General features: G+C 64.8%; 23 protein-coding genes. 7 read left to right on the top strand and 16 right to left on the bottom strand.

Going from position 1 to position 25,406, the window contains the following annotated elements; all coding sequences use genetic code 11:
• Positions 1–174: 174 nt before the first annotated feature.
• The 10 genes from phoB to GGD63_RS32650 all read right to left on the bottom strand — a co-directional run bounded on the left by phoB (position 175) and on the right by GGD63_RS32650 (position 10,156).
• The gene (gene phoB, locus GGD63_RS32695) at positions 175–882 is read right to left on the bottom strand and encodes a phosphate regulon transcriptional regulator PhoB (RefSeq protein WP_008143479.1); all 708 of its coding nucleotides are present in this window, start codon (positions 880–882) and stop codon (positions 175–177) included.
• Between the two features lie 24 nt (positions 883–906).
• Positions 907–1,623, bottom strand: a complete 717-nt coding sequence (phoU, locus tag GGD63_RS32690; protein ID WP_183248234.1) for a phosphate signaling complex protein PhoU — start codon at positions 1,621–1,623, stop codon at positions 907–909.
• Positions 1,624–1,634: 11 nt separating this feature from the next.
• A complete protein-coding gene (gene pstB, locus GGD63_RS32685; RefSeq protein ID WP_130363637.1) occupies positions 1,635–2,453 on the bottom strand; it encodes a phosphate ABC transporter ATP-binding protein PstB in 819 nt (272 codons plus the stop codon).
• Positions 2,450–3,295: a phosphate ABC transporter permease PstA gene (pstA, locus tag GGD63_RS32680; protein ID WP_183248232.1), complete on the bottom strand. Its 846-nt coding sequence runs from the start codon at positions 3,293–3,295 to the stop codon at positions 2,450–2,452. The genes pstB and pstA overlap by 4 nt, the downstream gene beginning before the upstream one ends.
• A gap of 1 nt (position 3,296) precedes the next feature.
• Positions 3,297–4,286 (bottom strand): phosphate ABC transporter permease subunit PstC, encoded by a 990-nt coding sequence (pstC, locus tag GGD63_RS32675; protein WP_183248245.1) that lies wholly within the window; start codon positions 4,284–4,286, stop codon positions 3,297–3,299.
• Between the two features lie 142 nt (positions 4,287–4,428).
• Positions 4,429–5,442, bottom strand: a complete 1,014-nt coding sequence (gene pstS / locus GGD63_RS32670) for a phosphate ABC transporter substrate-binding protein PstS (RefSeq protein ID WP_183248230.1) — start codon at positions 5,440–5,442, stop codon at positions 4,429–4,431.
• Positions 5,443–5,586: 144 nt separating this feature from the next.
• Entirely contained in the window at positions 5,587–6,885 is a 1,299-nt protein-coding gene (locus GGD63_RS32665) for an ATP-binding protein (protein ID WP_183248228.1), read from the bottom strand.
• Between the two features lie 74 nt (positions 6,886–6,959).
• Positions 6,960–8,015, bottom strand: a complete 1,056-nt coding sequence (locus tag GGD63_RS32660) for a lysylphosphatidylglycerol synthase domain-containing protein (RefSeq protein WP_183248226.1) — start codon at positions 8,013–8,015, stop codon at positions 6,960–6,962.
• 441 nt (positions 8,016–8,456) lie between these two features.
• Positions 8,457–8,759, bottom strand: a complete 303-nt coding sequence (locus tag GGD63_RS32655) for a hypothetical protein (protein ID WP_183248225.1) — start codon at positions 8,757–8,759, stop codon at positions 8,457–8,459.
• Positions 8,760–8,761: 2 nt separating this feature from the next.
• Positions 8,762–10,156: an OmpA family protein gene (locus tag GGD63_RS32650; RefSeq protein WP_183248223.1), complete on the bottom strand. Its 1,395-nt coding sequence runs from the start codon at positions 10,154–10,156 to the stop codon at positions 8,762–8,764.
• Positions 10,157–10,322: 166 nt separating this feature from the next.
• Between GGD63_RS32650 and GGD63_RS32645 the strand changes: the two genes are divergently transcribed.
• Positions 10,323–11,381 carry a polysaccharide deacetylase family protein gene (locus GGD63_RS32645; RefSeq protein ID WP_183248221.1) on the top strand — a complete coding sequence of 353 codons (1,059 nt, stop codon included), beginning with the start codon at positions 10,323–10,325 and terminating at the stop codon, positions 11,379–11,381.
• Between the two features lie 215 nt (positions 11,382–11,596).
• Complete coding sequence (locus GGD63_RS32640; protein WP_183248219.1) at positions 11,597–12,397, top strand: SDR family oxidoreductase; 801 nt, start codon at positions 11,597–11,599, stop codon at positions 12,395–12,397.
• Between the two features lie 166 nt (positions 12,398–12,563).
• On the opposite strand, the gene boxB is transcribed toward GGD63_RS32640, so the two are convergent.
• From boxB to GGD63_RS32620, 4 genes are all read right to left on the bottom strand, one after another.
• Positions 12,564–14,015, bottom strand: coding sequence for a benzoyl-CoA 2,3-epoxidase subunit BoxB (gene boxB, locus GGD63_RS32635; RefSeq protein ID WP_183248217.1), 1,452 nt, complete (start codon positions 14,013–14,015; stop codon positions 12,564–12,566).
• Positions 14,016–14,028: 13 nt separating this feature from the next.
• Positions 14,029–15,717: a 2,3-epoxybenzoyl-CoA dihydrolase gene (boxC, locus tag GGD63_RS32630; protein WP_183248215.1), complete on the bottom strand. Its 1,689-nt coding sequence runs from the start codon at positions 15,715–15,717 to the stop codon at positions 14,029–14,031.
• A gap of 130 nt (positions 15,718–15,847) precedes the next feature.
• Positions 15,848–16,660: an alpha/beta fold hydrolase gene (locus GGD63_RS32625; protein WP_183248213.1), complete on the bottom strand. Its 813-nt coding sequence runs from the start codon at positions 16,658–16,660 to the stop codon at positions 15,848–15,850.
• A 235-nt stretch (positions 16,661–16,895) separates the two neighbouring features.
• On the bottom strand, positions 16,896–18,437 hold the full coding sequence (locus tag GGD63_RS32620; RefSeq protein WP_183248211.1) for a benzoate-CoA ligase family protein: 1,542 nt from the start codon (positions 18,435–18,437) through the stop codon (positions 16,896–16,898).
• Positions 18,438–18,574: 137 nt separating this feature from the next.
• On the opposite strand from GGD63_RS32620, the gene GGD63_RS32615 reads away from it, so the two are divergent.
• Positions 18,575–19,483 (top strand): helix-turn-helix transcriptional regulator, encoded by a 909-nt coding sequence (locus tag GGD63_RS32615; protein WP_183248209.1) that lies wholly within the window; start codon positions 18,575–18,577, stop codon positions 19,481–19,483.
• A 137-nt stretch (positions 19,484–19,620) separates the two neighbouring features.
• Positions 19,621–20,016, top strand: a complete 396-nt coding sequence (locus GGD63_RS32610) for a group II truncated hemoglobin (protein ID WP_183248243.1) — start codon at positions 19,621–19,623, stop codon at positions 20,014–20,016.
• A gap of 40 nt (positions 20,017–20,056) precedes the next feature.
• On the opposite strand, the gene GGD63_RS32605 is transcribed toward GGD63_RS32610, so the two are convergent.
• Together GGD63_RS32605 and GGD63_RS32600 are read right to left on the bottom strand one after the other, a co-directional pair.
• Positions 20,057–20,389, bottom strand: coding sequence for a PRC-barrel domain-containing protein (locus tag GGD63_RS32605; RefSeq protein ID WP_183248207.1), 333 nt, complete (start codon positions 20,387–20,389; stop codon positions 20,057–20,059).
• 68 nt (positions 20,390–20,457) lie between these two features.
• Positions 20,458–21,243 carry an IclR family transcriptional regulator C-terminal domain-containing protein gene (locus GGD63_RS32600; protein WP_183248205.1) on the bottom strand — a complete coding sequence of 262 codons (786 nt, stop codon included), beginning with the start codon at positions 21,241–21,243 and terminating at the stop codon, positions 20,458–20,460.
• 115 nt (positions 21,244–21,358) lie between these two features.
• Here GGD63_RS32600 and GGD63_RS32595 point away from each other — a divergent pair, with 115 nt between their 5' ends.
• The 3 genes from GGD63_RS32595 to GGD63_RS32585 all read left to right on the top strand — a co-directional run bounded on the left by GGD63_RS32595 (position 21,359) and on the right by GGD63_RS32585 (position 25,300).
• Entirely contained in the window at positions 21,359–22,717 is a 1,359-nt protein-coding gene (locus GGD63_RS32595) for an aromatic ring-hydroxylating dioxygenase subunit alpha (RefSeq protein ID WP_183248204.1), read from the top strand.
• A 193-nt stretch (positions 22,718–22,910) separates the two neighbouring features.
• Positions 22,911–24,347: a glutamine synthetase family protein gene (locus GGD63_RS32590; protein WP_183248202.1), complete on the top strand. Its 1,437-nt coding sequence runs from the start codon at positions 22,911–22,913 to the stop codon at positions 24,345–24,347.
• Positions 24,348–24,937: 590 nt separating this feature from the next.
• Positions 24,938–25,300, top strand: coding sequence for a hypothetical protein (locus GGD63_RS32585; protein ID WP_183248241.1), 363 nt, complete (start codon positions 24,938–24,940; stop codon positions 25,298–25,300).
• Positions 25,301–25,406: the final 106 nt, after the last annotated feature.

Below are 25,406 nucleotides of genomic sequence, written 5' to 3'. Positions count from 1 at the left end.
CGACAGGCCGGACATATGGATGCAAGCGATCCGATCAAACCTCAAAATGCTCTTGTGCCACGGGGGCCGTCCACATATGGGTCCCGGATCGGCGCACCGCTCCGGACAATGCTGCGCGTTGCCGAGAGCTTCGCTTGTCCGGGACGACGGCTGTGATTGTCGAGGCCGCGTGCCTTACGTCTGCTCCGCCTTCGCAAAGCGATCGTCGAGCGCGTAGCCCGCGCCGCGGACGGTGCGGATCGGGTCCTGCTCGCGGCCGAGATTGAGCAGCTTGCGCAGGCGGCCGATATGGACGTCGACGGTGCGCTCGTCGATGTAGATATCGCGACCCCAGACGCTATCGAGCAGCTGCTCGCGCGAGAACACGCGGCCGGGGTGCTCCAGGAAGAACTCCAAGAGGCGATATTCGGTCGGGCCGAGATCGATCGGCCGGCCCGAGCGCGCCACGCGGCGCTTGTCGCGATCGAGCTCGATGTCGCCATAGGCGAGCACGGTGGCGAGCCGCTCCGGGCTGGCGCGCCGCAACAGGCCCTTCACGCGTGCCAGCAGCTCCGGCACCGAGAACGGCTTGACGATGTAATCATCGGCGCCGGTCGCAAGACCGCGCACCCGCTCGCTCTCCTCGCCGCGCGCGGTGAGCATGATGATGGGAAGCTGCTTGGTCTCGGGACGGGTCCGCAGCCGCCGGCACAGCTCGATGCCCGAGAGGCCCGGCAGCATCCAGTCGAGCACGATCAGGTCGGGGATGTGCTCCTTGAGGCGGGTGTCGGCATCGTCGCCGCGCATCACCGTCTCGACGTCATAGCCGTCGCCTTCGAGGTTGTAGCGGAGAAGCTCGGTGAGAGCTTCCTCGTCCTCAACCACCATAATGCGTGCGCCCATGGTTGTCGTCGCTCCTTAAAGTCTTCAGGTATTCGGGACCGTCGTGGCGAAGGTCGTCATGTCGCCCTTCGGCCGCTTGTCGGTGATGGCCTGGCCCTCGATCATGTAGAACACGGTCTCGGCGATGTTGGTGGCGTGGTCGCCGATCCGCTCGATGTTCTTGGCACAGAACATCAAATGGATGCAGAACGAGATGTTGCGCGGATCCTCCATCATGTAGGTGAGGAGCTCGCGGAACAGCGAGGTGCAGATGGCGTCGACTTCCTCGTCGCCCTTCCACACCGCCATCGCCGCCGGCAGATCGTGCGCGGCATAGGCGTCCAGCACCGACTTGACCTGCTGCTGCACGAGGTCGGTCATGTGCTCCAGGCCGCGGAACAGCTTCAGCGGATGGAAATCCGTCTCCAGCGCGGCGACGCGCTTGCCCATGTTCTTGGCGAGGTCGCCGATGCGCTCGAGATCAGTCGCAACGCGCATGGCGCCGACGATCTCGCGCAGATCCACCGCCATCGGCTGGCGGCGGGCGATGGTGAGCACGGCGCGCTCCTCGATCTTCTTCTGCAGCGCGTCGAGATCGGCGTCGGTGGTGACGACGCGCTGGCCGAGCGCGATGTCGCGGCGGATCAGCGCGTCGACGGAATCGACGATCATGCGCTCGGCGATGCCGCCCATCTCGGCGACCAGGCGGGTGAGCTCCTGGAGGTCGGTGTCGAAGGCCTTTGCGGTATGTTCAGAACCCATGTCCTGTCTCCTCAGCCGAACCGGCCGGTGATGTAATCCTGCGTGCGCCGATCGCTCGGCGACGTGAAGATCTTGCTGGTGTCGTCGAACTCGATCAACTCGCCGAGATACATGAAGGCGGTCTTGTCCGAGACGCGCGCCGCCTGCTGCATGTTGTGGGTGACGATCGCGATCGTGTAGTTCTCGGACAGCTCCTGGATCAGCTCCTCGACCTTGGCGGTCGAGATCGGATCGAGCGCCGAGCAGGGCTCGTCGAACAGGATCACTTCAGGCCGCACCGCGACGGTACGGGCGATGCAGAGGCGCTGCTGCTGGCCGCCGGAAAGCGACAGGCCCGAGGCGTTGAGCTTGTCCTTGACCTCGTTCCACAGCGCGCCGCCGCGTAGCGCCTTCTCGACGCGGTCGTCCATTTCGGACTTCGAGATCTTCTCGTAGAGACGGATGCCGAAGGCGATGTTCTCGTAGATCGTCATCGGGAACGGCGTCGGCTTCTGGAACACCATGCCGACGCGAGCGCGCAGCAGGTTGAGGTCGAGCTTGGGGTCGAGGATGTTGGTCTGGTCAAGCATGAGCTGACCGGTGACGCGCTGGCCCGGATAGAGGTCGTACATCCGGTTGAAGATGCGCAGCAGGGTCGACTTGCCGCAGCCCGACGGGCCGATGAACGCCGTGACGCGGTTGGTGCCGAGCGTCAGGTTGATGTTCTTCAGCGCGTGGTGCTCGCCGTAATAGAAGTTGAGGTTGCGGACCGTCACCTTGGCAGGCGCTTCCGGCAGCGGCTGCGAGGCCAGATGGGCGTTGGAACTCACGGATACGGAAAGGTCGGTCATTTTGCAGTCCTCTCGGCGCCGAGGATGCGCGCGCCAATGTTCAGGGCAAGCACGGTGATCGTGATCAGCAGCGCGCCGCTCCAGGCGAGCTGCTTCCAGTAGGCGTAGGGGCTCTGCACGAAGTTGTTGATGGTCACCGGCAGGTTCGCCATCGTCTTGTTCAGGCCGAGGCTGAAGAACTGGTTCGACAGCGCGGTGAAGAGCAGCGGCGCGGTCTCGCCGGCGACGCGGGCGGTGGCGAGCAGCACGCCGGTGATGAGACCCGATCGGGCCGCACGATAGGCGATGCGCTTGATCACCAACGAGCGCGGCAGACCGAGCGCGGAGGCCGCCTCGCGCAGCGCGTTCGGCACCAGCAGCAGCATGTCTTCGGTCGTGCGCAGCACCACCGGAATGACGATCACGGCGAGCGCGAGCGCGCCCGCAATCGCCGAGAAGCCGCGCATCGGCACCACCACCGCGCCGTAGATGAACAGGCCGATGATGATCGAGGGCGCCGAGAGCAGGATGTCGTTGATGAAACGGATCACCGAGGTCAGCTTGTCGTTGCGACCATACTCGGCGAGATAGGTACCGGCGAACAGGCCGAGCGGCGCGCCGATGCCGACGCCGAGCACGGTCATGATGATCGAACCGACGATGGCGTTGCGCAGGCCGCCTTCGGTCGAGCCCGGAGGCGGTGTGTCCGCGACGAAGATCTGCAGATTCAGACCGGCGATGCCGTTGTAGAGCAGCGTGATCAGGATCAGCGCGAGCCAGGTGACGCCGAAGGCGGCGGCGGCAATGCAGAGCCCGCGGACGATGATGTCCTTGCGGCGGCGGCGTACGTAAATCGGGTTCATGTTACTTCCCCGCCTTCTTTTCCAGACGCAGCAGCATCAACCGCGCGCCGGCGAGCACGAAGAACGTCAACACGAACAGCAGCAGGCCGAGCAGGATCAGGCCGGACTGGTGCAGCCCGTCGCTCTCGGCGAACTCGGATGCGATCGCCGCCGAGATCGTGGTGCCCGGGGCGAAGATCGAGGAGGAGATCCGGAACGAATTGCCGATGATGAAGGTCACCGCCATGGTCTCGCCGAGCGCGCGGCCCAACGCCAGCATGACGCCGCCGATGATGCCGACGCGGGTGTAGGGGATCACCACGCTGCGGACGACTTCCCAGGTGGTGCAGCCGACGCCGTAGGCGGCTTCCTTCAGGACCGGCGGCACCGTCTTGAACACGTCGACCGAGATCGAGGTGATGAAGGGCAGCACCATGATGGCAAGGATCAGCGCCGCATTGAACAGGCTGAGATAGGACGGGGGTCCCGCGAAGATCGCACCGAGGACAGGAACGCCGTCAAAGATCTTGATCATGAAGGGCTGGAAAGTGTTGGCCAGGAACGGGCCCAGCACGAAGAAGCCCCACATGCCGTAGATGATCGAAGGGATGCCGGCGAGCAGCTCGACCGCCATGCCGATCGGGCGGCGCAGCCATTGCGGACACAGCTCGGTGAGGAAGATCGCAATGCCCAGACCAACCGGGATGGCGATCAGCATCGCGATGAAGGAGGTGACGAGCGTGCCGTACATCGGCCCGAGCGCGCCGAGCACGGGCGGATCGGCCGACGGCGCCCAGCGCTGCGTCCACAGGAAGGAGATGCCGTATTCCTTCATCGCCGGGAAGGCGCCGACGATCAGCGAGATGATGATGCCGCCGAGGATCAGCAGCACCGAGATCGCGGAAAGCCGTGTGATCCAGTAGAAGGTGACGTCGCCGAGCTTGAACGCGCTCAAGGCCTTGGCGCGATCATACGGTCCGGCAGCATCAATTACGTTGCTCTCGACAGCCATCTCAGCCACGCCGATCCCCTGTACCCGTTTATTTATATACGCTTGTTGTTGGTGGCGCGCTCCGGATGCGGCGCAAGGCCGATCCGGAGCGGAGGTCTTTGCGGACTGTCCCGGCACCATGTCCGGAACACGAGAGCTTCACTTAGCTCTTGATCTCGGCAGCCCAGGTCTTCTCGATCAGGGTCACGACGCCCTCGGGCATCGGGATGTAGTCGAGCTCCTCAGCCGCCTTGCCGCCGTTCTTGAAGGCCCAGCGGAAGAACTTGATCGCTTCCTGCGAGGCCGCCTTGTCGGTGGCTTCCTTGTGCATGAGGATGAAGGTCGCCGCGGTGATCGGCCAGGACTTGTCGCCGGGCTGGTCGGTCAGGATGACGTAGTAGCCGGGAGCCTTGGCCCAGTCGGCGTTGGAGGCGGCCGCCTGGAAGGCCTCGACGGTCGGCTGCACCTGCTTGCCGGCCTTGTTGACGAGACCGGTATAGGTCAGCTTGTTCTGCTTGGCGTAGGCGTACTCGACGTAGCCGATCGAGTTCTTGGTCTGGCTGATGTTGCCCGACACACCCTCGTTGCCCTTGGCGCCGACGCCGACCGGCCACTCGACCGCGGTGCCCTCGCCGACCTTGCTCTTCCAGTCCGCGCTGGCCTTGGCGAGGTAGTTGGTGAAGTTGAAGGTGGTGCCCGAACCGTCCGAGCGGCGGACCACGGTGATGGCTTCCGAGGGCAGCTTCACGTTCGGATTGAGCTTCTTGATCGCGGCGTCGTCCCACTTGGTGATCTTGCCGAGATAGATGCTGGCCAGGGTCTCGCCGTCGAACACCATCTCGCCCGGCTTCACGCCCTCGATGTTGACGACGGGAACGATGGCGCCCATCACCATCGGCCACTGGACGAGGCCATCCTTCTCGAGCTGCTCGGCCTTGAGCGGCGCATCGCTGGCGCCGAAGGTCACGGTCTTGGCCTGGATCTGCTTGATGCCGCCGCCCGAGCCGATCGACTGGTAGTTCAGACCGTTGCCGGTCTCCTTCTTGTAGGCGTCAGCCCATTTGGAATAGATCGGGAACGGGAAGGTCGCACCGGCACCCGTGATATCGGCGGCGAGCGCCGCCGTCGTCGATGCGGCGACCAAGCCAGCAGCGACGATAGTTTTGATGAAATTCATGCTGGTCTCCATACAGGGGAGCGAAGCGCCATCCGCGCCCGATCGCGCTCCCCGTGCCGCCCCTTTAGGAGCGGTCGGCTGTGCTTTTACGAAGGTTTCGTGACAGTCAGATGACACGCCCAAGCGATTGAAATCGCTTGAGTTTCAGGCTTGAACCGGAGCCTTTGCCTGGGGAAAGCAGGCGGTGAAGGTAGCCCCCTGGCGGGGCACGCTTTCGATCAAAAGCCGGCCGCGATGACGGTTAAGAATATGTTTCACCAGCGATAATCCGAGCCCGGTGCCGCCCTGCGAGCGGCTGTCGCCGACATCGACCCGGTAGAACCGCTCGGTCAGCCGCGGCAGGTGCTCGGGCGCGATGCCGGGGCCGAAATCGCGGACCATGACCCGGATTTCCTGAGTTCCGTCAGCGGCGGCGCTCGAGGTCAGCGACACGATGACGCGTCCGCCCGAGGCGCCGTATTTGAGCGCATTTTCGATCAGGTTCTCGAACAGGCGGAGCAGCTCCTCGCGGTCGCCCGCGATCATCACCGGCGGCTCCGGCAGATGGATCTCGACCTCGACCTGGCGCTCGCGCGCCAGCGGCTCCAGCCCGTCGGCGACCTGGCGGATGATCGGCAGCAGGTCGACCAGGGTATCGGGCCGCACATGAGCCGACAGCTCGACCCGCGACAGCGACAGCAGATCGTCGATCAGGCGCGCCATGCGGGTGGCCTGGTTGTGCATGATGCCGAGGAAGCGTTCCCGCGCCTTGGGATCGTCCTTGGCCTGGCCCTGCAGCGTGTCGATGAAACCCGACAGCGCGGCGAGCGGCGTACGCAGCTCGTGGCTGGCATTGGCGACGAAGTCGGCGCGCATCTCCTCGACCCGGCGCAGCGGCGTCTGGTCGTGGAACGTCATCAGCATGCACTTGTCGGCGCCGCCGAACGAGGTCGGCACCGGCACCGGCGTGATGATGAGCTCCATCCAGCGATCGACCGGGACGTGGTCGAGATAGGTCGCGCGCCGCGGCTCCGTGGTCGCGATCGACTCGCGCAGCGCCGTGATGATCTCCGGCAAGCGCAGCGCGAACTGGGCCAGCTCGTTCCGCCGCAGCGCCGGCGCGAGCTGGGCGGCTGCGGCATTGAGATGGATGACGCGGCCGGCGCGGTCGAGCAGCACGGCCGGATCCGGCATGCCGGCGACGACCGCGGCCACCGCGGCGCTCTCGACCGGATTGATGCGCCTGACATCGTCGCGCGAGGCGGCGGGATCGTGCAGCCGCCAGGGGATCAGCGCCGCGGCGGCGATGCAGAGGAACACGGCAATGGCGTGCAGCGCCGACAATTCCCCGAGCGAGACCACCACCGACAGCGCCAGCGCCGCGGCGATCAGGATGACGGTCGAGTGCCGCAGCCGGTCGGACCAGGGCTGGGCAGAGGGAGAAGAAGGGGCGTCGATCGCCATCGGGCGGGCTTCTCCTGGAGGACGTGTCCTAACGGCCTTGTCTTAAGGGCCTTGTCTTAAGGGCTTGGCGCCGGTCAGACGCCGCCGTCGCGGCGCTCTCTCACATAGGCGGCTTCAGGCGCCGGGCCGGGGTCGAGCTTGAGCGCCGCCTGCTGCAAGCGCTTCGATCGGGCACCGATTATAACCTCGCGAAACGTCAGCAAGATTACAGATATGACGAACGGGGACAGATAATAGAGCACGCGGAACAGGAGCATGCCGCCGAGGAGCTCCTCCCGGTCCATCTGCCAGAGGCCGACCAGCATGGCGGCGTCGAACACGCCGAGGCCCCCGGGCGAGTGGCTGGCAAAGCCGAGCAGGGTGGCCGAGACGAAGATCACCGCGACCACGACGAAGCCGAGATTGGGCTCGTCCGGGACCAGCACGTACATCGCCAGCGCGCAGAAGCCGAGGTCGATGATGCCGATCGCGATCTGGAGCAGCGTCAGCGGTCCGCCCGGCAGCACCACGGTCCAGGGCCCGCGGCCGACCACGCGCGGCTGGGTCCAGACCCAGACCACATAGGCGACCAGCGCCACGATGATCATCAGCGCCAGCGTCCGGTTCAGCCAGGGCGGAAGCTGGTCGATCGCGGCCGCCGCCTCCGGATGGTAGGAGATGCCGAGGCCCAGCACGGCGGCATTGCCGAGCCAGAAGGTCAGGCCGGCGAGGAAGCAGATCTTCGCGACGTCGATCGCGTTCAGCCCGTAGGCCGAATAGATGCGATAGCGCACCGCACCGCCGGTGAAGACGCTGGCGCCGACATTGTGGCCGATCGAATAGCTGGTGAAGGCGGCAAGCGCGTTGATGCGGTAGGGCACGTGGGCATGGCCGATCGCGCGCGTGGCGAACAGGTCGTAGAAGGTCAGGGTGAAATAGCCGGCGGCCACGAACAGCGCGGCCATCGCAATCTGGCTCGGCTCGGTGCTCTTGATGGCTTCGAGGACCTCGTTGACATCGATGCCGCGCAGCATGTGGTAGAGCACATAGCAAGCGATGCCGATGACCGCGACGCTGATCACAACTCCAAGCTTATGCAGGATTTGCTTCTGGCGCAGAAACGTCATCGCCCTGCGTATGGCTTCCAGCATCTAGACCTCGAACAACACTTCAGCGGCCAGGACGGCCGGCGAACAGGCGAACGACGCACAGGCACGCGACGGCCCCTCACCGCCGGCTCCGGCATCGCGCACGCCCTCCGCCTCTCCACTAGCGCGTTTTGGCGCCGAGTGGAATTCGGCAATTCGAACAAAAACTCGTGCCTTCAATGTTTTAGGCAGGTTGCGAGCTCCGGATGCACGGTTTGGCGCTTTCGGCGGCAAGGCTTGACGCGAATCTCCGTGGCAATCCTGCGCAGTCGCCATGAAGTTTTGATGATTTCGGCCGTACAATGTTCCGTCACGCCTTAAGCCGAAATCAATCTATGGGCCGCGCCGGCCTCTTGAAAGAGGGGGACATTCCGGGCCCCGTTCACGGATTTCCGGACGTGCCAAAGGCGCCCCCTGACCCAATGGTCAGGGTGCATGGCAACATCACACAGCCGACGGCGGCGCGGTCCGCGCGACCACCCGGTCGCGCAGCCAGGCACCGATGGTGCAGCCGACCAGGTAGCAGGCGAACATGATCAGACCGAGGTCGAGCCAGTAGCCGAAGCGGCCAGGGACCACATGCGCGAGCGAGGCCGCGACCAGGCCCGCGGCGAGCAAAGCGAGCCAGCGCGCGGTCACCTTCGAGGTGCCGTTGCCGCGCTGAACCACCGAAATCCAGCCCATGCAGAAGCCCAGCAGCACCGAGCCGATCAGCCAGCCCATATGAAACGAGACGAGATAGGGCATCGTCACCTCACCAGAAATTCGATGCGGCGGTTCTGGGCCTTGCCGTCGTCGGTGTCGTTGCCGGCGACGGGCTGCGTTGCACCATAGCCAACCGCGCTGAAGCGGCTGGCGGGCAGGCCGGCCTTGACCAGGTAGTCGATCACCGCCTGCGCCCGCTTCTCGGACAGCGCTTGGTTGAAAGAGTCCTCACCGTCAGCATCGGTGTGGCCCGCAACCTCGATATTGGCGTTCGGGCAGCGCAGCGCCGTCTCGATCAGGTGATCGAGGACGCCGGCGGAATCCGGATCGATGTCGGCGCGCTTGGCCGCGAAGCGGATCTTGCCCTTGCCCAGAAGCTCGGAGAACAGCTGCTGGCAGACCGTGCCGTCGACCGGGCCCGGCGCCGGCTTCACCGTGATCTCCGGCTTGTACTGCCAGGTCTTCGGAAAGTCCTTGCCTAGGCCTGCGCGAATGTCGTTGGCGGCGCCTTCATAGAGCGCATCGCCCGACAGCTTCACCTCGCGGTCGGACACCACGAGCGTGCCGGTCGACAGCCGCGACAGCGCCCCGAGTGCTGCGACCACGGCGGGATTGAAGGAGGCGGGCGCGCCGATGCTGGACTTGAGATTGTCGACGACCTTTTCGCCAAAGAACTTTCGCGACGCGCTGGTGGCGATCGCCGCGTGGACATTGTTGTCGGGGACGTAGCCGGTCAACGTCACGGTCGCGGCGACCGGATCCTTGTAGGCCTGGAAGATGTAGGGCGGCGCCTTGATCTCGTTGGCGGCGATCGAGAACCCCTCGGGCAGATTCTTCAGCGCGGCCGCGATCGCCTCGCGACCGCCGAGCTCGCGCGCCATACCCGACAGATTGACCTTGGTGTCGGATATCGTGATCTTGCCGTCCTTGAGCTTGCCGATCTGGTCGAGCAGCAGCATCGCGGCAGCCTCGAAGCGCGGCGGCGCGCCGCGCGCAAGACCCATCTGATCGGCCACCTCGACGCCGCCGACCTCCTTGCGCGCCGCCTCGGTCAGGCGGGCCTTGATCGACGGCAGGGGGGCGGAACCCGACAGCGTCACCCGCACCACGTCGCGCTCGGCGTTCCAGACGAAGGGTTTTGCCTCGGGAACGAGGCGGGTCCGATCGTCGACCAGGCGCACGCCCGGGACCAGTTCGACCGCCATCACCGCATCGCGACGCCCCTCCTCGGAAAAGGCGTCCGCGGCCAGGCTGACGTCGCGGCCGTCCACCGCGATCCGGGTCTTGTCCAGAACGGTATCCTTTAGCGCCGCCGAGCTGCGCGCGGACAAATCCGCCTCGACCGGCACGGTATTATTCCAGGCCGCAAATCCCCACATGACGGCCAGGGGGATGAGCCCCGGCCACCATTTGCTGGCCCACCTGAAAAGCTTCTGCATTCGACGACCCGAACTCTGGAACCGGAGACAAAACAAACCCTTGGCGGGCTGTCAAACCGGAAATGGTGCCCTTCCGAAGGCCCTGCGTGGACAATTGGAATAACTTTTTCTTCAAGGGTCCGCCCCTAAGTTGAGGGCGGAATGCCCGGGGGTCTGCCAGCCTGCAATGAAACAACTCCGCAATAATGTCATCCGCGCCGGGCTGGGGGCACTCTACTTCAGTGGTGCGCACCATCTGCTGCGTCCGCTGCTCTCGGGCGTTGGCGCCATTTTCATGCTGCATCACGTGCGGCCGGCCCGCGAGGACGCGTTCCAGCCGAACCGGCATCTCGAAGTCACGCCCGAGTTCCTCCGCGCGACGCTGAGCCATCTGCGCACGCGCGACATCGACATCGTCAGCATGGACGAGCTGCATGAGCGGCTGGCGCAGGGACGATTCAACCGCCGCTTCGCTGCCTTCACGCTCGACGACGGCTATCGCGACAATCTGGACTATGCGCTGCCGGTGCTGCGCGAATTTGACGCGCCTTTGGCGGTCTATGTCGCCAGCGATTTCGCGGAAGGCACCGGGCGGCTGTGGTGGACCGCGCTGGAGGCCGTGATCGCCAAGGCCGAACAGATCGAGGTCACAATCGGCAATTCCACGCTGCGGCTCGATGCGACGACGCCGGCCGCAAAGCAGGCGGCGTTCGATCGCCTGCACGATTGGCTGCGCGCGCTGCCCGGCGAACATGATCTCGCGCGCGAGATCGCAGCGCTCTGCACCCGACATGGCGTCGACATGGAAGCGCTGTGCCGCGGCCTCTGCCTGTCCTGGGACGGCGTGAAGCAGCTGGCGGCGGATCCCCTGGTCACGATCGGCGCGCACTCCATCAGCCATTGCAATCTGGCAAGACAAAGCGAGGAGATCGCCGCGCAGGAGATGGCGGAGAGCCGCACGCGGATCGAGCGGGCGCTTGAGCATCGCGTGCTGCACTTCGCCTATCCCTATGGCGACCGCGATGCGGCTGGCGAGCGTGAATTCACCCTTGCCGCCTCCGCCGGATTCAAGACCGCGGTGACGACGCGGCCCGGCATGCTGTTCGCCGAGAACGCCGGCCACATGACCGCACTGCCGCGCGTCTCGCTCAACGGCAACTACCAGGACACACGGATTTTGCCGGTGCTTACCTCGGGTGCGGCGACGGCGATGTGGAACGGCTTTCGACGGATCGCGGCGGCGTAGCCGCCGCTGTCGCCATAAACTGAGGTGTCGTCCTGGCGAAAGCCAGGACCCATTACCACCACCGCCTGTGTTGCGAAGGCTCTGGCCACAGCCCATTCCAACGACACCTCCCTGGGGTAATGGGTCCTGGCTTTCGCCAGGACGACGATGGAGGGGCCTTTCCTTGACTCCCCTCCCCGTCCCGCTCACAACGGGCGCCAACCAAGGGAGGAATCATGTTCAACGATCTGTTCTCGCTCAAAGGCCGCATCGCGCTCGTGACCGGCGGCTCGCGCGGCATCGGCAAGATGATTGCGGCGGGATTCCTCAGCGCCGGCGCTGCGAAGGTCTACATCACCGCGCGCAAGGCCGGACCGTGCGAGGCGACCGCGCAGGAGCTCACCGCGCAATATGACGGCGAATGCATCGCGCTGCCGATCGACATCTCCACCGTCGAAGGCTGCAACAGGCTCGCCGGCGAAATCGTCAAGCTGGAGCCGAAGCTCGACATCCTCGTCAACAATGCCGGCGCTGCCTGGGGCGCGGAATTCGACGAATTCCCCGAAAGCGGCTGGGACAAGGTGATGGACCTCAACGTCAAGTCGCTGTTCTTCCTGACCAAGGCGCTGGCGAAGCCGCTCCGCGCCGCAGCCAGCGCAGAGCGGCCGTCGAAGGTCATCAACATCGCCTCGGTCGACGGCATCTTCGTCAATCCGAGCGAGACCTATTCCTACGCCGCCAGCAAGGCCGCCGTGATCCATCTGACGCGGCGCATGGCGACGAAGCTGATCAAGGACAACATCAACGTCACCGCGATCGCGCCGGGCGCGTTCAAGTCCGACATGAACCGCGCCGCGCGCGACCATGCGGACGAGGTCGCAAAGCGCATTCCGGCGCGGCGGATCGGGACCGACGAGGACATGGCGGGCGTGGCGATCTATCTCGCCTCGCGCGCGGGCGACTACGTGGTCGGCAACACCATCGCCGTCGACGGCGGCGTGGTGTATGCGAATGCGGGGCTGGAGATTGCGGGGTAGGTCCCCGTTTCAAACTCCGCTGTCATGCCCCGGCTTGACCGGGGCATCCAGTACGCCGCGGCCTCTCGGCTCTGTCACGACCGTCGCTGGAATACTGTCATCGCCCGGTCAAGCCGGGCGATGACAGTGAGTGTGCGGCGCGCTCATCGCGCCTCGCGAGCAGCCGCTACGACTCGATCTTCACGTACTCGAAATCGCCGGGCTTGTTATCGATGCCGACCTTGGGCGGGGAGATCCAGGAGGCGAACTGGCCGATTTCGGTGACGGGCTGCATCAGGGAGGTGATGAAGTCGCCATCCGCGGTCGAGGGCAGCCACTCGTCCTTGCGCTTCGCCCAGGTGGCATCGTCGATCAGGATGCCGTCGGGCGTGGCGTGCACGTCCTTGAACTCACCGATGTGGCGGTGGAAGGCGACGTTCGGCAGCTTGAGCTGGAAGTCGTAGCCGGCGGTCGAGATCACCTTGTTCCAGCGCAGCATGCCCTTGACGCAATCCTGGCTGTAGTCGTCGCGCAGGCGCATGTTGAGCGCGGTCAGCGCCGGCTCGTCGACCAGCTTGATCTCGCCGTTGATCAGCTTGAGCACCGGATAGGTCGAGTTCTTGAGCTGGTGATCGTCCTCGATCTGGGTCTCGTGATAACGGCCCTTGATGCCGGCGTTGAAGGCGTTGGCCGCGTTGGTCGAGACCTCCGAGCCGAACAGGTCGAGCGACAGCGTGTAGTGCAGGTTCAGCTTCTTCTGGATGGTCGGAAGATCGATGACGCCGAGCGCTCGGACCTTCGCGATATCGGTCGGGTCGGTGATGCCGGCCGCCTTCATCGCATCGCAGGTGCGCTGCACGACGCGGGTGATGCCGGTCTCGCCGACGAACATGTGGTGCGCTTCTTCCGTCAGCATGAAGCGGCAGGTGCGCGACAAGGGATCGAAGCCCGACTGCGCCAGCGAGTGCAGCTGCATCTTGCCGTCGCGGTCGGTGAAGTAGGTGAACATGAAGAAGGACAGCCAGTCCGGCGTCGCCTCGTTGAAGGCGCCCAGCATGCGCGGCGCGTCGGCATCGCCGGAGCGGCGGCGCAGCAAATCATCCGCTTCCTCGCGGCCGTCGCGGCCAAAATACTTTTGCAGCAGGTAGACCATCGCCCAGAGATGCCGGCCTTCCTCGACATTGACCTGGAACAGGTTGCGCATGTCGTAGAGCGAGGGCGCGGTCTTGCCGAGATGGCGCTGCTGCTCGACCGAGGCGGGTTCGGTGTCGCCCTGGATCACGATCAGGCGGCGCAGCATGGCGCGATGCTCGCCCGGGACTTCCTGCCAGGCAGGCTCGCCGTAGTGCTCGCCGAAGGGGACGACGCGATTTTCTTCCTGGGGAGCAAGGAGAATGCCCCAGCGATATTCGGGCATGCGGACATAGTCGAACTTGGCCCAGCCGCGCGGATCGACGGAGTAAGCGGTGCGCAAATAGACCAGGGATTCCTGGAAACCTTCCGGCCCCATGTCGCTCCACCAGTCCATATAACCGGGATGCCAACCCTCCAGCGCCTTGAGCACCTGGCGGTCTTCGGCGAGATTCACGTTGTTGGGAATCTTGGTCGAGTAGTCGACGTTCATGATGTTCATGTTCATGGCCGTGCTCTCCTTAAACTCGCGTCATATCGAATTTCGGCTTCTGGCCGCTGCCGTAGCGGCGCAGCGCGCCTTCCTCGCCGACCGCGTTGGGGCGCTGGAAGATCCAGTTCTGCCAGGCGGTGAGGCGGGCGAAGATCTTTGATTCCATTGTCTCCGGACCGACGAAGCGCAGGCTCGCTTCCATGCCGGTGAGGCTGTCGGGCGAGAAGCTGGCGCGCTCCTCCAGGAATACGCGGACCTCGTCGTCCCAGTCGATGTCGTCGAGCGCGAAGGTGACGAGGCCGAGCTCCTCGGCCTGCTCGGCGTCGAGACTGGTGCCGAGCGTTGCTTCCGCACGCTCCACGTCGGATGGATCGGCCTGGAAGCGCGATTCCAGCCGCGTCAGGCCGTGGCTCATCGGATACGGGCCAAAGTTCAGCGCGGAGAGCTCGATCGACGGCGGTGGACGGTTGTCGCCCTGGCGCGTGCCGATCAGCATGTAGGAGCGATCCGCGGCGAAGACGAGCTCGGCCAGCGTGCCGGCAAAGCAGGAGCCGGGCTCGACCAGCGTCACCAGCGTGCGCGAAGTGACGTCGATGCGCTTCAACACGCGCTTCCAATAGTGCCTGATCTCGTTGACCAGCCAATGCGCCTTGTTGGCTTCGAGGAAGGCGTCGCTGGCGAGCACATGGGCGCGATCGCCATGGCTCTTGAACACCAGCATCGCGATCTCGAGCTCGTTGATGCGCAAGTGAAGGATGGCGTCGTCGAGCTCGCGCGCGACCTGGAGCGGCCAGAACGCAGCCCCCTGCGCCATCATGCCGTCGATGTCGGCGGGCGGTGCGGCTTCGGGGGCCTTGATCGAGATGGTGGCGATGCGTGCGGCGCGGTCGATATCGACGGTGACGAAGCCGTAATGGATGCTGGTCTCGCCGATCACGCGCTTGAGCGGGGAAAGCGTAATGCCCTTGCCGCTGCCCTTGCGCTTCGAGGCCACTGCAAACTCCCTGGCACGCTCGGCGATCTTGGCCTCTAATTTCGAGCTCGGCGCGATCTCGTCGACGAGACGCCACTGCACGGCGCGCTTGCCCTTCACGCCTTCCTCGATGGTGCAGAAGAAGTCGGCGCGGTCGCGGCGCACCTTGCGCTTGTCGACGACGCGGGTGAGGCCGCCGGTGCCCGGCAGCACCGCGAGCAGCGGCACTTCAGGCAGGGCGACAGCAGACGAGCCGTCGTCGGCGAGGATGATGTGGTCGGTCGCAAGGGCCAGCTCATAGCCGCCGCCGGCGGCCGAGCCGTTCACCACGGTGATGAAGCGCTGGCCGGAATTCTCCGACGAGTCTTCCATGCCGTTACGGGTCTCGTTGGTGAACTTGCAGAAGTTCACCTTGTGGGCATGGGTGGAGCCCGCGAGCATGCGAATGTTGGCGCCGGCGCAGAACACGCGGTTCTTGGCCGAGCGCATCACCACGACCTTCACCTCCGGATGCTCGAAGCGCAGGCGCTGGATCGCGTCGGCCAGCTCGATATCGACGCCGAGATCGTAGGAATTGAGCTTGAGCAGGTAGCCCTCGAACAGGCCGCCGTTCTCGTCGACGTCCATGGTCAGCGTTGCGACGTCGCCGTCGACCGCGAGCTTCCAGTGCTTGTAGCGGGACGGTTCGGTCTGGAAATCGATGAATGTCGCGCCGCCTGCGAGGCGCCGATCTTCCCCGGCCATGGGCCACCCTTGAGCTTGATTATGCGTTTCGGAGCGTTAGATGCACAATAATGCATCTTTACGGGTAAGTCTAGCCCGAACCCGGGGCCATTATGCACTTTGCTTCATCTAGGCACGCACGCGATATACCTCAAGCCGCCTGAAGGCCGGGATCGTCCCACAAGGCGGCCTTTGCGAACTGCGCGATGGCGTCGAGCGTGGGCCCCGGCGCCTCGCGATGCGGGGAATGCCCCGCGCCTGGAATGATTTTCAGATCGACCGGACAGTAGCACTCCTCCTGCGCGATCTCGACCTGACGCAGGGTGCCATACTGGTCGTCGACACCTTGCAGGACCATGATGGGCACACGGATGTAGGCGAGATATTCCGAGATGTCCCAGTCGCGGAACTTCGGATCGAGCCAGGCGCCGTTCCAGCCGTAGAAGGCGTTGGCGACGTCCTTGTGCCAGCGTGCGAGCTTTGCCTTGAGGTCCGTGGTCTCGAAGGCTGTCTTGATCGCGGCGATGGATGTCACCGAGATGTCCTCGACGATGAAATGCGGTGCGATCAGCACGAGGCCGCTCAGGCGATGATCCTGATGCGCCCCAGCATAGATCGTCGCGATCGAGGCGCCGTCGGAATGGCCGAGCAGCAGGCCGCGCTTGAAGGGAATCGCATCGAGGATCTTCGGCAGCACGTCCAGCGCCTCGCGCTGCATGTAATCGAGCGGCCGCGGCAGCGTGACCGGGCTCGACTGGCCGTAGCCAGCGCGCGAATAGGCGAAGATGCCAGCGGAGGTCGCCTGCTGGAGTTTCTCCGGGAAGTCGCCCCAGAGGCCGACCGAGCCGAGGCCTTCATGCAGCATGACGATGGTGGGAGCGTCCGCGATTTGCGGCGCGAGCCATTTGTATTCGAGGCTGGCGCTGCCGATGCTGAGGACGCCGGTGGGGGTGAGGTTGGTCATGGTCGAAGTCCCATTCCTGGCCAAGGCCGAGATGCCCACCCTCCCCTGGAGGGGGAGGGTCGATTCACAACGAGCGCAGCGAGATGTGAAGCGGGGTGGGGTGACAGTCTCTCCGCAGATGCAGTGCCCGCGTGGAGAGATCACCCCACCCCGTCACGCATCTCGCTGCACTCGATCGCGTGCCGACCCTCCCCCTCCAGGGGAGGGTAAGCAAGCGCGTCCGCCGCCTGCACCATCAATTCGTCCCTTCCCGCAGCTTGAACCGCTGGATTTTCCCCGTCGCCGTCTTCGGCAAGGACTCCACCACGTCGATCCAGCGCGGATATTTCCACGGGCCGATCTTCTGCTTGACGTGCTCCTTCAGCATCTCCTGCAGCTCCGTCGTCTTGGCGCCGGGGCGCAGCACGACGAAGGCTTTCGGCTTCAACAGGCCTTCCGGATCGGCCTCGGGCACGACGGCGGCTTCCAGCACCGCGGGGTGCGTGATCAGCGCGCTCTCGACCTCGAAGGGCGAGACCCAGATGCCGGAGACCTTGAACATATCGTCGGCGCGGCCGCAGAAGGTGTAGCGGCCGTCCGCGTCGCGGATGTATTTGTCACCGGTGCGGGTCCACGGTCCCTCGAAGGTGCGGCGGCTCTTGTGGCGCTGGTTCCAGTAGCCCTCGCCGGCCGAGGGCGCATCGACCAGGAGCTCGCCGACCTCGCCGTCGGCGACATCCTGCCCGGCCTCGTTGACGAGCCGCACCGCATAGCCCGGCACCGGCTTGCCGGACGAGCCGTATTTGATGTCGCCGGGCGCATTCGACAGGAAGATGTGCAACAGCTCGGTCGAGCCGACGCCGTCGAGGATGTCGACGCCGAAGCGTGCCTTCCAGCTGTTGCCGACGGATTCCGGCAGCGCCTCGCCGGCGGAGGTGCAGATGCGCAGAGCCTTGCCGGCGCGCGCGGCCTTCATCGTCTCGTCGTTGAGCATGGCCGCGAACAGTGTCGGCACGCCGTAGAAGATCGACGGGTTGTAGCGGTTCATCAGGTCGAACATGCGCGCCGGCGTCGGCCGCTCGCTGTTCAGGATCACGGTGGCGCCGACCGACATCGGGAAGGTCAGCGCGTTGCCGAGGCCATAGGCGAAGAACAGCTTTGCCGCGGACAGGCACACGTCGCTCTCGCGGATGCCGAGCACCTGCTTGGCGTAGGTGTCCGCCGTGGCCTGCAGATTCGAATGCAGATGACGCACGCCCTTGGGCATGCCGGTCGAGCCTGATGAGTAGAGCCAGAACGCGGGCTCATCGGGGTGCGTCGCGGCAGTGGTAAACTGATCGCTTTCGCCGGCGAGTTCTTCGGCGAGTTGCTTATGGCCATTCTGCTTGGCGCCGGACACCACGACATGCTCGAGATCCGGCATGCGGCCGACCACGTCCTTGATGACGGGGTAGAGTGCTTCGGAGACGAACAGCACGCGCGCGCGGCAGTCGGCGAGGATGTAGGCGTATTGATCTGATGTCAGCAGCGTGTTGAGCGGCACCGGCACGATGCCGGCGCGGATCGCGCCCAGGAAGACGATCGGGAAATCGACCGTATCCAGCATGATCATCGCCACGCGCTCCTCGCGGCGGACGCCCAGCCGGCGCAGCATGTTGGCGGCGCGCCGGGTCTGTTGCTGGAGCTCGCCATAGGTGAGCCGCGAGACGGTGTCGTCGAAGACGAGCTTGCTTCCCCTGCCCTCCTCGACGTTACGGTCGAGCAGCCAGGTCACCGCGTTATAGGATCCCTCGCTCACGGACATCTCCCCCGAATTTAGAATTATAATTCATAGAAAGACACTCCGGCGCCTTGCTGTCAATGCCAGCAGGCACTATGTTTCATTAAAACGCGCCGCAGGACCTTCTGTAAAGGAGGCATCTGTAAAGAAGGCTCATGACCGACAGTCCCGACGCCGAATCCCGCTTCCTCGAACAGCTCGGCCAGCGTGTGCGCACCATGCGCGCGCTGCGCGGTATGTCGCGAAAAGTGCTCGCCAAGGTGTCAGGGATTTCGGAGCGCTACATCGCGCAGCTCGAGAGCGGCAAGGGCAACGTCTCCATCGTGCTGCTGCGCCGAGTCTCCGGCGCGATGGGCGCGCATCTCGAAGACCTGCTTCCCTCAGCCGATCCGACGCCGGACTGGCAGATGTTTCGCGACCTCTTGCGCAAGGCGACGCCCGCGCAGATCGCGCAGGCCAAGGACCTGCTCGCCGGCGGCAGCGCGTCTGCGCCGCGACGTGCGCCGTTCTGCGGCATCGCACTGATCGGCCTGCGCGGCGCCGGCAAGTCGACGCTTGGGCGGATGCTGGCGAAGAAGATCGGCTGGAGCTTTGTCGAGCTCAACAAGGAGGTCGAGCAGCAGAACGGACTCTCGGTCGCCGAGATCATCGCGCTGTACGGCCAGGAAGGCTTTCGCCGCATGGAGCAGGCGGCGCTGCAACAGCTGCTCGCGCGTAACGAGTTGATGGTGCTGGCGACCGGCGGCGGCATCGTCTCCGAACCGCTGACCTTCGACCAGATCCTGTCGTCGTTCTACACGATCTGGCTGAAGGCCGAGCCGGAAGAGCACATGGCGCGCGTCCGCCGCCAGGGCGATTTGCGCCCGATGGCGGATGATCGCTCGGCGATGACGGAGCTGCGCAACATCCTGCTCAGCCGCGAGCCGCTGTATTCGCGCGCGACGGCGGTGGTGGATACGGCGGGGCTGTCGGTCGATGCCGCGGCGGCGCGCCTGATCGACGCGGTGCGGCCGGTGCTGCAGAACGAAGCGCGCAGCTTCGGGCTGCGCAGCGTGGCGCTGTAAATCGTTTGGACCTCACTAAAGCTACACACTCCGCTGTCGTCCCGGACAAGCGCTCGCTTGTCCGGGACGACAGCGGAGTTTGTGTGCCGGCACCGACGACATATATCAACGCCCAGCAGCAAGCCTTGGGACCCATGATGACCGAAAGCGACGTCGCAATCTCCATGTTCGAGCGGATCGGCGGCAGTGCCACGATCGATCGCCTGGTCGACCGCTTCTACGAGCGGATGGACACGCTGCCGGAGGCGCAAGTGATCCGCGCCATGCATGCGGCCGATCTCGGCCTGATCAGGGACGTGCTGAAGCGCTATCTCACCGAATGGACCGGCGGCCCGCGGCTCTATACCCCTGAGAAGGGCCATCCGCGGCTGCGCCAGCGCCATTTCGGCTTCGCCATTGGGGACGCCGAGCGCGACGCGTGGATGCTCTGCATGCGTGGCGCGCTGGAAGAGACGATTGCCGACCTCGCTGCGCGGCAGGACCTCGATAAGGCGGTATCAGGCCTCGCCGATTGGATGCGCAACCGGACGTGACACTGCTTACCGGGGCGTAAGCCCCGTACTTCCGACGCCGCTAGATCGACCAGTAGTTCGGATGCTGGTAGGGCCGCGAGCGGTCGCCCCAATCGAACTCCTCGCCATCGACTTCGCAAGGGCCGCTGCTCAATTGCTCCGGCGTCAGCTCGACCTGGAAGGCCTGACGGGCCGGATCATATTTCAACGCGCTCCACTGCACCGGATAATGGTGATGAGTACCGAGCAGCCTACCGGTCTTGATCACGGCGTAGGCGACCGTTCCGCTCACCTTGTCGAGCATCAACCGCTCGATCGTGCCGAGCTTCGTGCCGTCACAACCATAGACGGCGACGTGCTGCACGCGATCACTGGGAACCATGGTGTGTTGCACGGTGTCCTCCCTCGTCTCTTGTGCTTTGTGACCATTATAGCACCGGTTTCGAGCCGGCGGGAATGCAGCTACAGAAGCTGCAGTCGCACCGCCTCCGCGCCTTCCCGCAACAGCGGCAGGAAGCGGTCGATCAGTTCCTGCGCCGGCACGCGATCGACATGGGCGCCCATGTTGATGGCGGCGACTATCACATCGTCGTAGCGACGAACCGGGACCGAGATCGAGCGGAAATGCGGTTCGGCCTCGCGGTCGACCAGCGCATAGCCCTGGGCGCGATCGGCGGCAATGCGCGCGAGCAGCGCCTTCGGGTCTGTCACCGTCTGCGGCGTCAGCGCCTCGCGCTTCATCGTCTTCAGGCGCGCGGCGAGATCGGCATCGTCGAGCCGGCCGAGCATGGCGCGGCCGACCGAGGTGCAGAAGGCCGGCAGGCGGTAGCCGATTTCCAGCCCACCCGAGAACATGCGCGCCGGACTGCTGCGGGCGATGAAGACGACATCGTCGCCGTCGAGCACCGCGAGCGAGGAGATTTCATTCGCTGCGGTGGCGACGCGATCGAGCACCGGTTGCAGCACCGTGACGAGCTGGTTGGATCGCAAATAGGACGCCGCCAGCGTCAGCACATGCGGCGTCAGCGAGAACAGTTTTCCGTCGCCGCTGACAAAGCCGCCACGCTGGAGCGTGAACAGCATACGCCGCGCGGTCGCGCGCGGAAGATCGGCCGCGCGGGCGAGATCGCTCAGCGTCATCGGGCCTGCGGTCGTGCCGAAGCACTGAAGCAGGCGCAGGCCGCGATCGAGGGCCTCGACGAAATCCGTCGCCCGCCCGTCAGTCTCACTCCGCTTCAGCTTGGGCATGGTGCCAGGACAATCCTGCAAAATAGTGCTTGCTGCCGATCCAAGGCATGTCATAATTCGCCCATTCGTTCAATAGGCGAACATACCGCCCCTCCAGAAAAAGGACGCGACCGCCATGATGAGCCAGGAGCAGAACGACCTGATCACCCGCACCGGGCCGAAGGACCCCTGCGGCAGGCTGATGCGGAGCTACTGGCAGCCGGCGGCGCTGGTGGATGAGCTGGAGGGAGCGCGGCCGATCCGTCCCGTAAAACTGCTCGGCGAGAACCTGGTGCTGTTCCGCGACGAGACCGGGCGCTACGGCCTGATCGATCGCCATTGCGCCCACCGCGGCGCCGATCTCGTTTTCGGGCGCCTCGAACATGGCGGCCTGCGCTGTGCCTTCCATGGCTGGCTGTTCGACGCCACCGGCCAGTGCATCGAGACACCGGCCGAGCCGAAGGACTCGAAGCTCTGCCAGAACATCCGCCAGCGCTCCTATCCCGTGGTGGAGAAGAGCGGCATCCTCTGGGCTTATCTCGGCGAAGGCGAGCCGCCCGCGTTCCCGGAGATCGACTGCTTCATTGCGCCGGGTAGCCACACTTTCGCGTTCAAGGGCCACATGGCCTGCAACTGGCTGCAGGCGCTGGAGGTCGGCATCGATCCCGCGCACGCTTCCTACCTGCACCGGTTCTTCGAGGACGAGGACACCTCCACCGCCTACGGCAAGCAATTCCGCGGCGCCTCCGCCGGCAGCGATCTGCCGATGACAAAGATCTTGCGCGAATACGACCGGCCGATCATCAATGTCGAGCACACCGAATATGGCCTGCGGCTGATCGCGCTGCGCGAGATCGACGAGGAGCGCACCCATGTGCGCGTCACCAATCAGCTGTTCCCGCACGGCTTCGTCATCCCCATGAGCACGGAGATGACGATCACGCAGTGGCACGTGCCTGTCGATGACGAGAACTGCTACTGGTACGCGATCTTCACGAGCTACACCAACCCGGTCGACAAGCAGAAGATGCGCGACCAGCGGCTCGAGCTCTACGAGCTGCCTGATTACAAGTCGCGCAAGAACCGCAGCAACGATTACGGATTCGATCCGCACGAGCAGCAGACCGCGACCTATACCGGCATGGGCAACGACATCAACGTCCACGACCAGTGGGCGGTGGAGTCGATGGGCGCGATCCAGGATCGCACCAAGGAGCATCTCGGACAATCCGACAAGGCGATCGTGCAGTTCCGCCGCCTGCTGCGGCAGGAGATCGAGAAGGTCCAGGGCGGCGAGAAGCCGATGCTGTTCCTGGACGAGACCAACGCACGCAGCATCCAGGGCCCCGCGACCATGGACGGCATCGGGCCGACGCGGGGGTGGGAGACCTACTGGATGGAGGTCGACGTCAAGCGCCGCCGCGGCGCACCGTGGACGGCGCCGGTGCCGAAGGAGATCGCGGACAACGTGCACCGGCTGACGGCAGCGGAGTGACGATGCCATTCGCTGCGGGCGGGTCGCAACGGCGGCTCCACAATCTCTGCTGTCATGCCCCGCGAAAGCGGGGCATCCAGTACGCCGCGGCCTCTCGAGGATACGTCACCGTCTCTGGAATACTGGATCGTCCGCCTTCGCGGAGGATGACAGTGTGCGCTATACTCTCATCGAGCGAGAAGGAACTAGCAAAGTGACTTTCGTCGCGCGCCATGCGCTGTGGTCGGATGAGCAGAAGGACGCAGCACTGCGCATGCGCCGCATCGTCGAGGACAGGAGCCTCGAGGTCATCCGCCTCGCCTTCCCCGACCAGCACGGCATTTTGCGTGGCAAGACCATCGTCGCTTCCGAGGCGATCGCTGCGCTGGAGAGCGGCTGTTCCATCACCACGACCATGCTCGCCAAGGACACCTCGCACCGCACGGTGTTTCCGGTGTTCACGTCAGGCGGCGGCTTCGGCATGAAGGAGATGGAAGGCGCTGCCGATGTGCTGATGGTTGCCGATCCCACCACGTTTCGCGTGCTGCCCTGGGCGCCGACCACGGGCTGGGTGCTCTGCGACCTCTATTTCAATGACGGTCGCCCCGTGCCCTTCGCAACGCGCGGGCTCTACAAGAGCGTGCTCGATGAGCTCGGCGCGCGCGGCTACGATTTCGTTGCGGGACTCGAGGTCGAATTCCACATCTTCAGGCTCGACGACCCGCACATGCGTCCGGAGGACGCCGGCCAGCCCGGCACGCCGCCATCGGTGAGCCTGCTCAGCCATGGCTATCAATATCTCACCGAGCAGCGCTTCGATCAGATGGAGCCGGTGCTGGAGATTCTTCGACGCGATGTCGTCGCGCTGGGGTTGCCGTTGCGCTCGGTCGAGGTCGAGTTCGGACCGAGCCAGTGCGAGTTCACCTTTGCGCCGAGGAAGGGCCTGGAGCCCGCCGACAACATGGTGCTGTTCCGCAGCGCCGTGAAGCAGATTGCCCGCCGCCACGGCTATCACGCCACCTTCATGTGCCGGCCGAAACTGCCGAACGTGTTCGCGAGCGGCTGGCATCTGCATCAGTCGATCGTCTCGCGCGCGACGGCTGAGAACCATTTCATGGCGAAAGACGGCGGCGAGCCACTCAGCGCCTTTGGCAAGTCCTACCTCGCGGGCCTGCTCGACCACGCCCGCGCATCCACCGTGTTCACCACGCCGACCATCAACGGCTACAAGCGCTATCGCTCCTATTCGCTGGCGCCGGACCGCGCGATCTGGGGCCGCGACAATCGCGGCGTCATGATCCGCGTGCTCGGCGGCGCCAACGATGCCGCCACGCGCCTGGAGAACCGCATCGGCGAGCCCGCCGCCAATCCCTATCTCTACATGGCCTCGCAGATTCTCTCGGGCCTCGACGGCGTCGACCGCAAGCTCGATCCCGGACCGTCGGCCGATACACCCTACGAGACCAAGGCACCACTGCTGCCGAAGAGCTTGCGCGATGCCGTCGCCGCACTGAAGGACGACCCGTTCTTTCGCGAAAAGTTCGGTGCAGAGTTCGTCGACTACTACACCCACATCAAGAACGCCGAGATCGACCGCTTCCTGGCCGAAGTGACCGACTGGGAGCATCGCGAATATTTCGAGATGTTCTGAACAGGTCCGGCGCAATCCGGCAGCGGCGACTTACTTCAGCGGAATCGTGTCGACGCGACCACAGGGGACGCAAGTATAGGCGTGCTCCGGAGGTAGTGTGACTATTCCCGGTAGTGTCGCCAGGAACTTCATCGGGCGCCTGCATTTCGAGCAGATGAGGATCGGCGGGTTTTCTTCGCGATCGGAGCTCATTCAACAGCCAAGCCTGAAGACGCCGCACGATACCGCCGCGCCGCGCGCGCTTCATGTCGGGAGAACTACCGGCCTCTATCGGAATCCAGCTGGCCTCTGCCCGATGCAGTACTCACACCCCTGTGAGGCGACTTCATCCGGAATGTTCCGACGACATCGCTCCACCCCGGACGAAGCCATTTTCTCCAAGCCGAGAAAAACGCCGGAAAGGCGCGCGGTCTATAAGTTTACGGCGTGATCAACAACGGAGTTCGGTCATGTGGGGTCGATTGTTCAGCCTGATCTATCGCCTGTCCTGCCGGGCAACCCTGATCGAGATCGGGATGCATCGCTTCACGCGTTAGTGGCCGGTGCATGCAAATTGGGCAAGACGGATTGACCAGATGACGAGGGTTATCATGCGCAAGCTGATCCTGATCGCAGCGATGTCGCTGCTCGCAACCGGGGCCCACGCCGGCGGTTCGCGGAGCCTCAGCCTGGCAGCAACCGATGCTAGTCAACGGGCCGTCGAGCAGCCGGGGACGGCGTCACCGCAGGCGACCCAGGCTCCGGCGCCAAACGTGCAGACGGCGACTACGGCACCGGCTGCAACGTCAGTCACAACCGCTCCGGCAACGCCAGCGCCAGCCGCGACTGCACCCACCCAACCAGCTGCTGCGCCGGTGGCCAGCACGACCGAAACCGCCAAGCCGAAGCGCCGGCAGCCATCCACAGAGGCGCGGGTGATCCGCGAGCTGCACCGGCACGGAATTTATTGGTGAGGGATCACATCTATCTCTTCCGTCATTGCGAGCGCAGCGACATCCAGAACCTTTCCGCAGCGGCAGTCTGGATTGCTTCGCTGCGCTCGCAATGACGACGCTGCTG

Source organism: Bradyrhizobium sp. cir1, assembly GCF_014198245.1.
In the GTDB taxonomy this organism is placed as follows: domain Bacteria; phylum Pseudomonadota; class Alphaproteobacteria; order Rhizobiales; family Xanthobacteraceae; genus Bradyrhizobium.
Note: the sequence above shows the minus strand (reverse complement) of the source record. Positions and strands in the feature narration are given on the sequence as shown.

Bases quoted from the DNA above. Each gene is read 5' to 3' on its own strand.
- phoB (WP_008143479.1), bottom strand. From the start codon at position 882: ATGGGCGCACGCATTATGGTGGTTGAGGACGAGGAAGCTCTCACCGAG.
- phoU (WP_183248234.1), bottom strand. From the start codon at position 1,623: ATGGGTTCTGAACATACCGCAAAGGCCTTCGACACCGACCTCCAGGAG.
- pstB (WP_130363637.1), bottom strand. From the start codon at position 2,453: ATGACCGACCTTTCCGTATCCGTGAGTTCCAACGCCCATCTGGCCTCG.
- pstA (WP_183248232.1), bottom strand. From the start codon at position 3,295: ATGAACCCGATTTACGTACGCCGCCGCCGCAAGGACATCATCGTCCGC.
- pstC (WP_183248245.1), bottom strand. From the start codon at position 4,286: ATGGCTGTCGAGAGCAACGTAATTGATGCTGCCGGACCGTATGATCGC.
- pstS (WP_183248230.1), bottom strand. From the start codon at position 5,442: ATGAATTTCATCAAAACTATCGTCGCTGCTGGCTTGGTCGCCGCATCG.
- GGD63_RS32665 (WP_183248228.1), bottom strand. From the start codon at position 6,885: ATGGCGATCGACGCCCCTTCTTCTCCCTCTGCCCAGCCCTGGTCCGAC.
- GGD63_RS32660 (WP_183248226.1), bottom strand. From the start codon at position 8,015: ATGCTGGAAGCCATACGCAGGGCGATGACGTTTCTGCGCCAGAAGCAA.
- GGD63_RS32655 (WP_183248225.1), bottom strand. From the start codon at position 8,759: ATGCCCTATCTCGTCTCGTTTCATATGGGCTGGCTGATCGGCTCGGTG.
- GGD63_RS32650 (WP_183248223.1), bottom strand. From the start codon at position 10,156: ATGCAGAAGCTTTTCAGGTGGGCCAGCAAATGGTGGCCGGGGCTCATC.
- GGD63_RS32645 (WP_183248221.1), top strand. From the start codon at position 10,323: ATGAAACAACTCCGCAATAATGTCATCCGCGCCGGGCTGGGGGCACTC.
- GGD63_RS32640 (WP_183248219.1), top strand. From the start codon at position 11,597: ATGTTCAACGATCTGTTCTCGCTCAAAGGCCGCATCGCGCTCGTGACC.
- boxB (WP_183248217.1), bottom strand. From the start codon at position 14,015: ATGAACATGAACATCATGAACGTCGACTACTCGACCAAGATTCCCAAC.
- boxC (WP_183248215.1), bottom strand. From the start codon at position 15,717: ATGGCCGGGGAAGATCGGCGCCTCGCAGGCGGCGCGACATTCATCGAT.
- GGD63_RS32625 (WP_183248213.1), bottom strand. From the start codon at position 16,660: ATGACCAACCTCACCCCCACCGGCGTCCTCAGCATCGGCAGCGCCAGC.
- GGD63_RS32615 (WP_183248209.1), top strand. From the start codon at position 18,575: ATGACCGACAGTCCCGACGCCGAATCCCGCTTCCTCGAACAGCTCGGC.
- GGD63_RS32610 (WP_183248243.1), top strand. From the start codon at position 19,621: ATGACCGAAAGCGACGTCGCAATCTCCATGTTCGAGCGGATCGGCGGC.
- GGD63_RS32600 (WP_183248205.1), bottom strand. From the start codon at position 21,243: ATGCCCAAGCTGAAGCGGAGTGAGACTGACGGGCGGGCGACGGATTTC.
- GGD63_RS32595 (WP_183248204.1), top strand. From the start codon at position 21,359: ATGATGAGCCAGGAGCAGAACGACCTGATCACCCGCACCGGGCCGAAG.
- GGD63_RS32585 (WP_183248241.1), top strand. From the start codon at position 24,938: ATGCGCAAGCTGATCCTGATCGCAGCGATGTCGCTGCTCGCAACCGGG.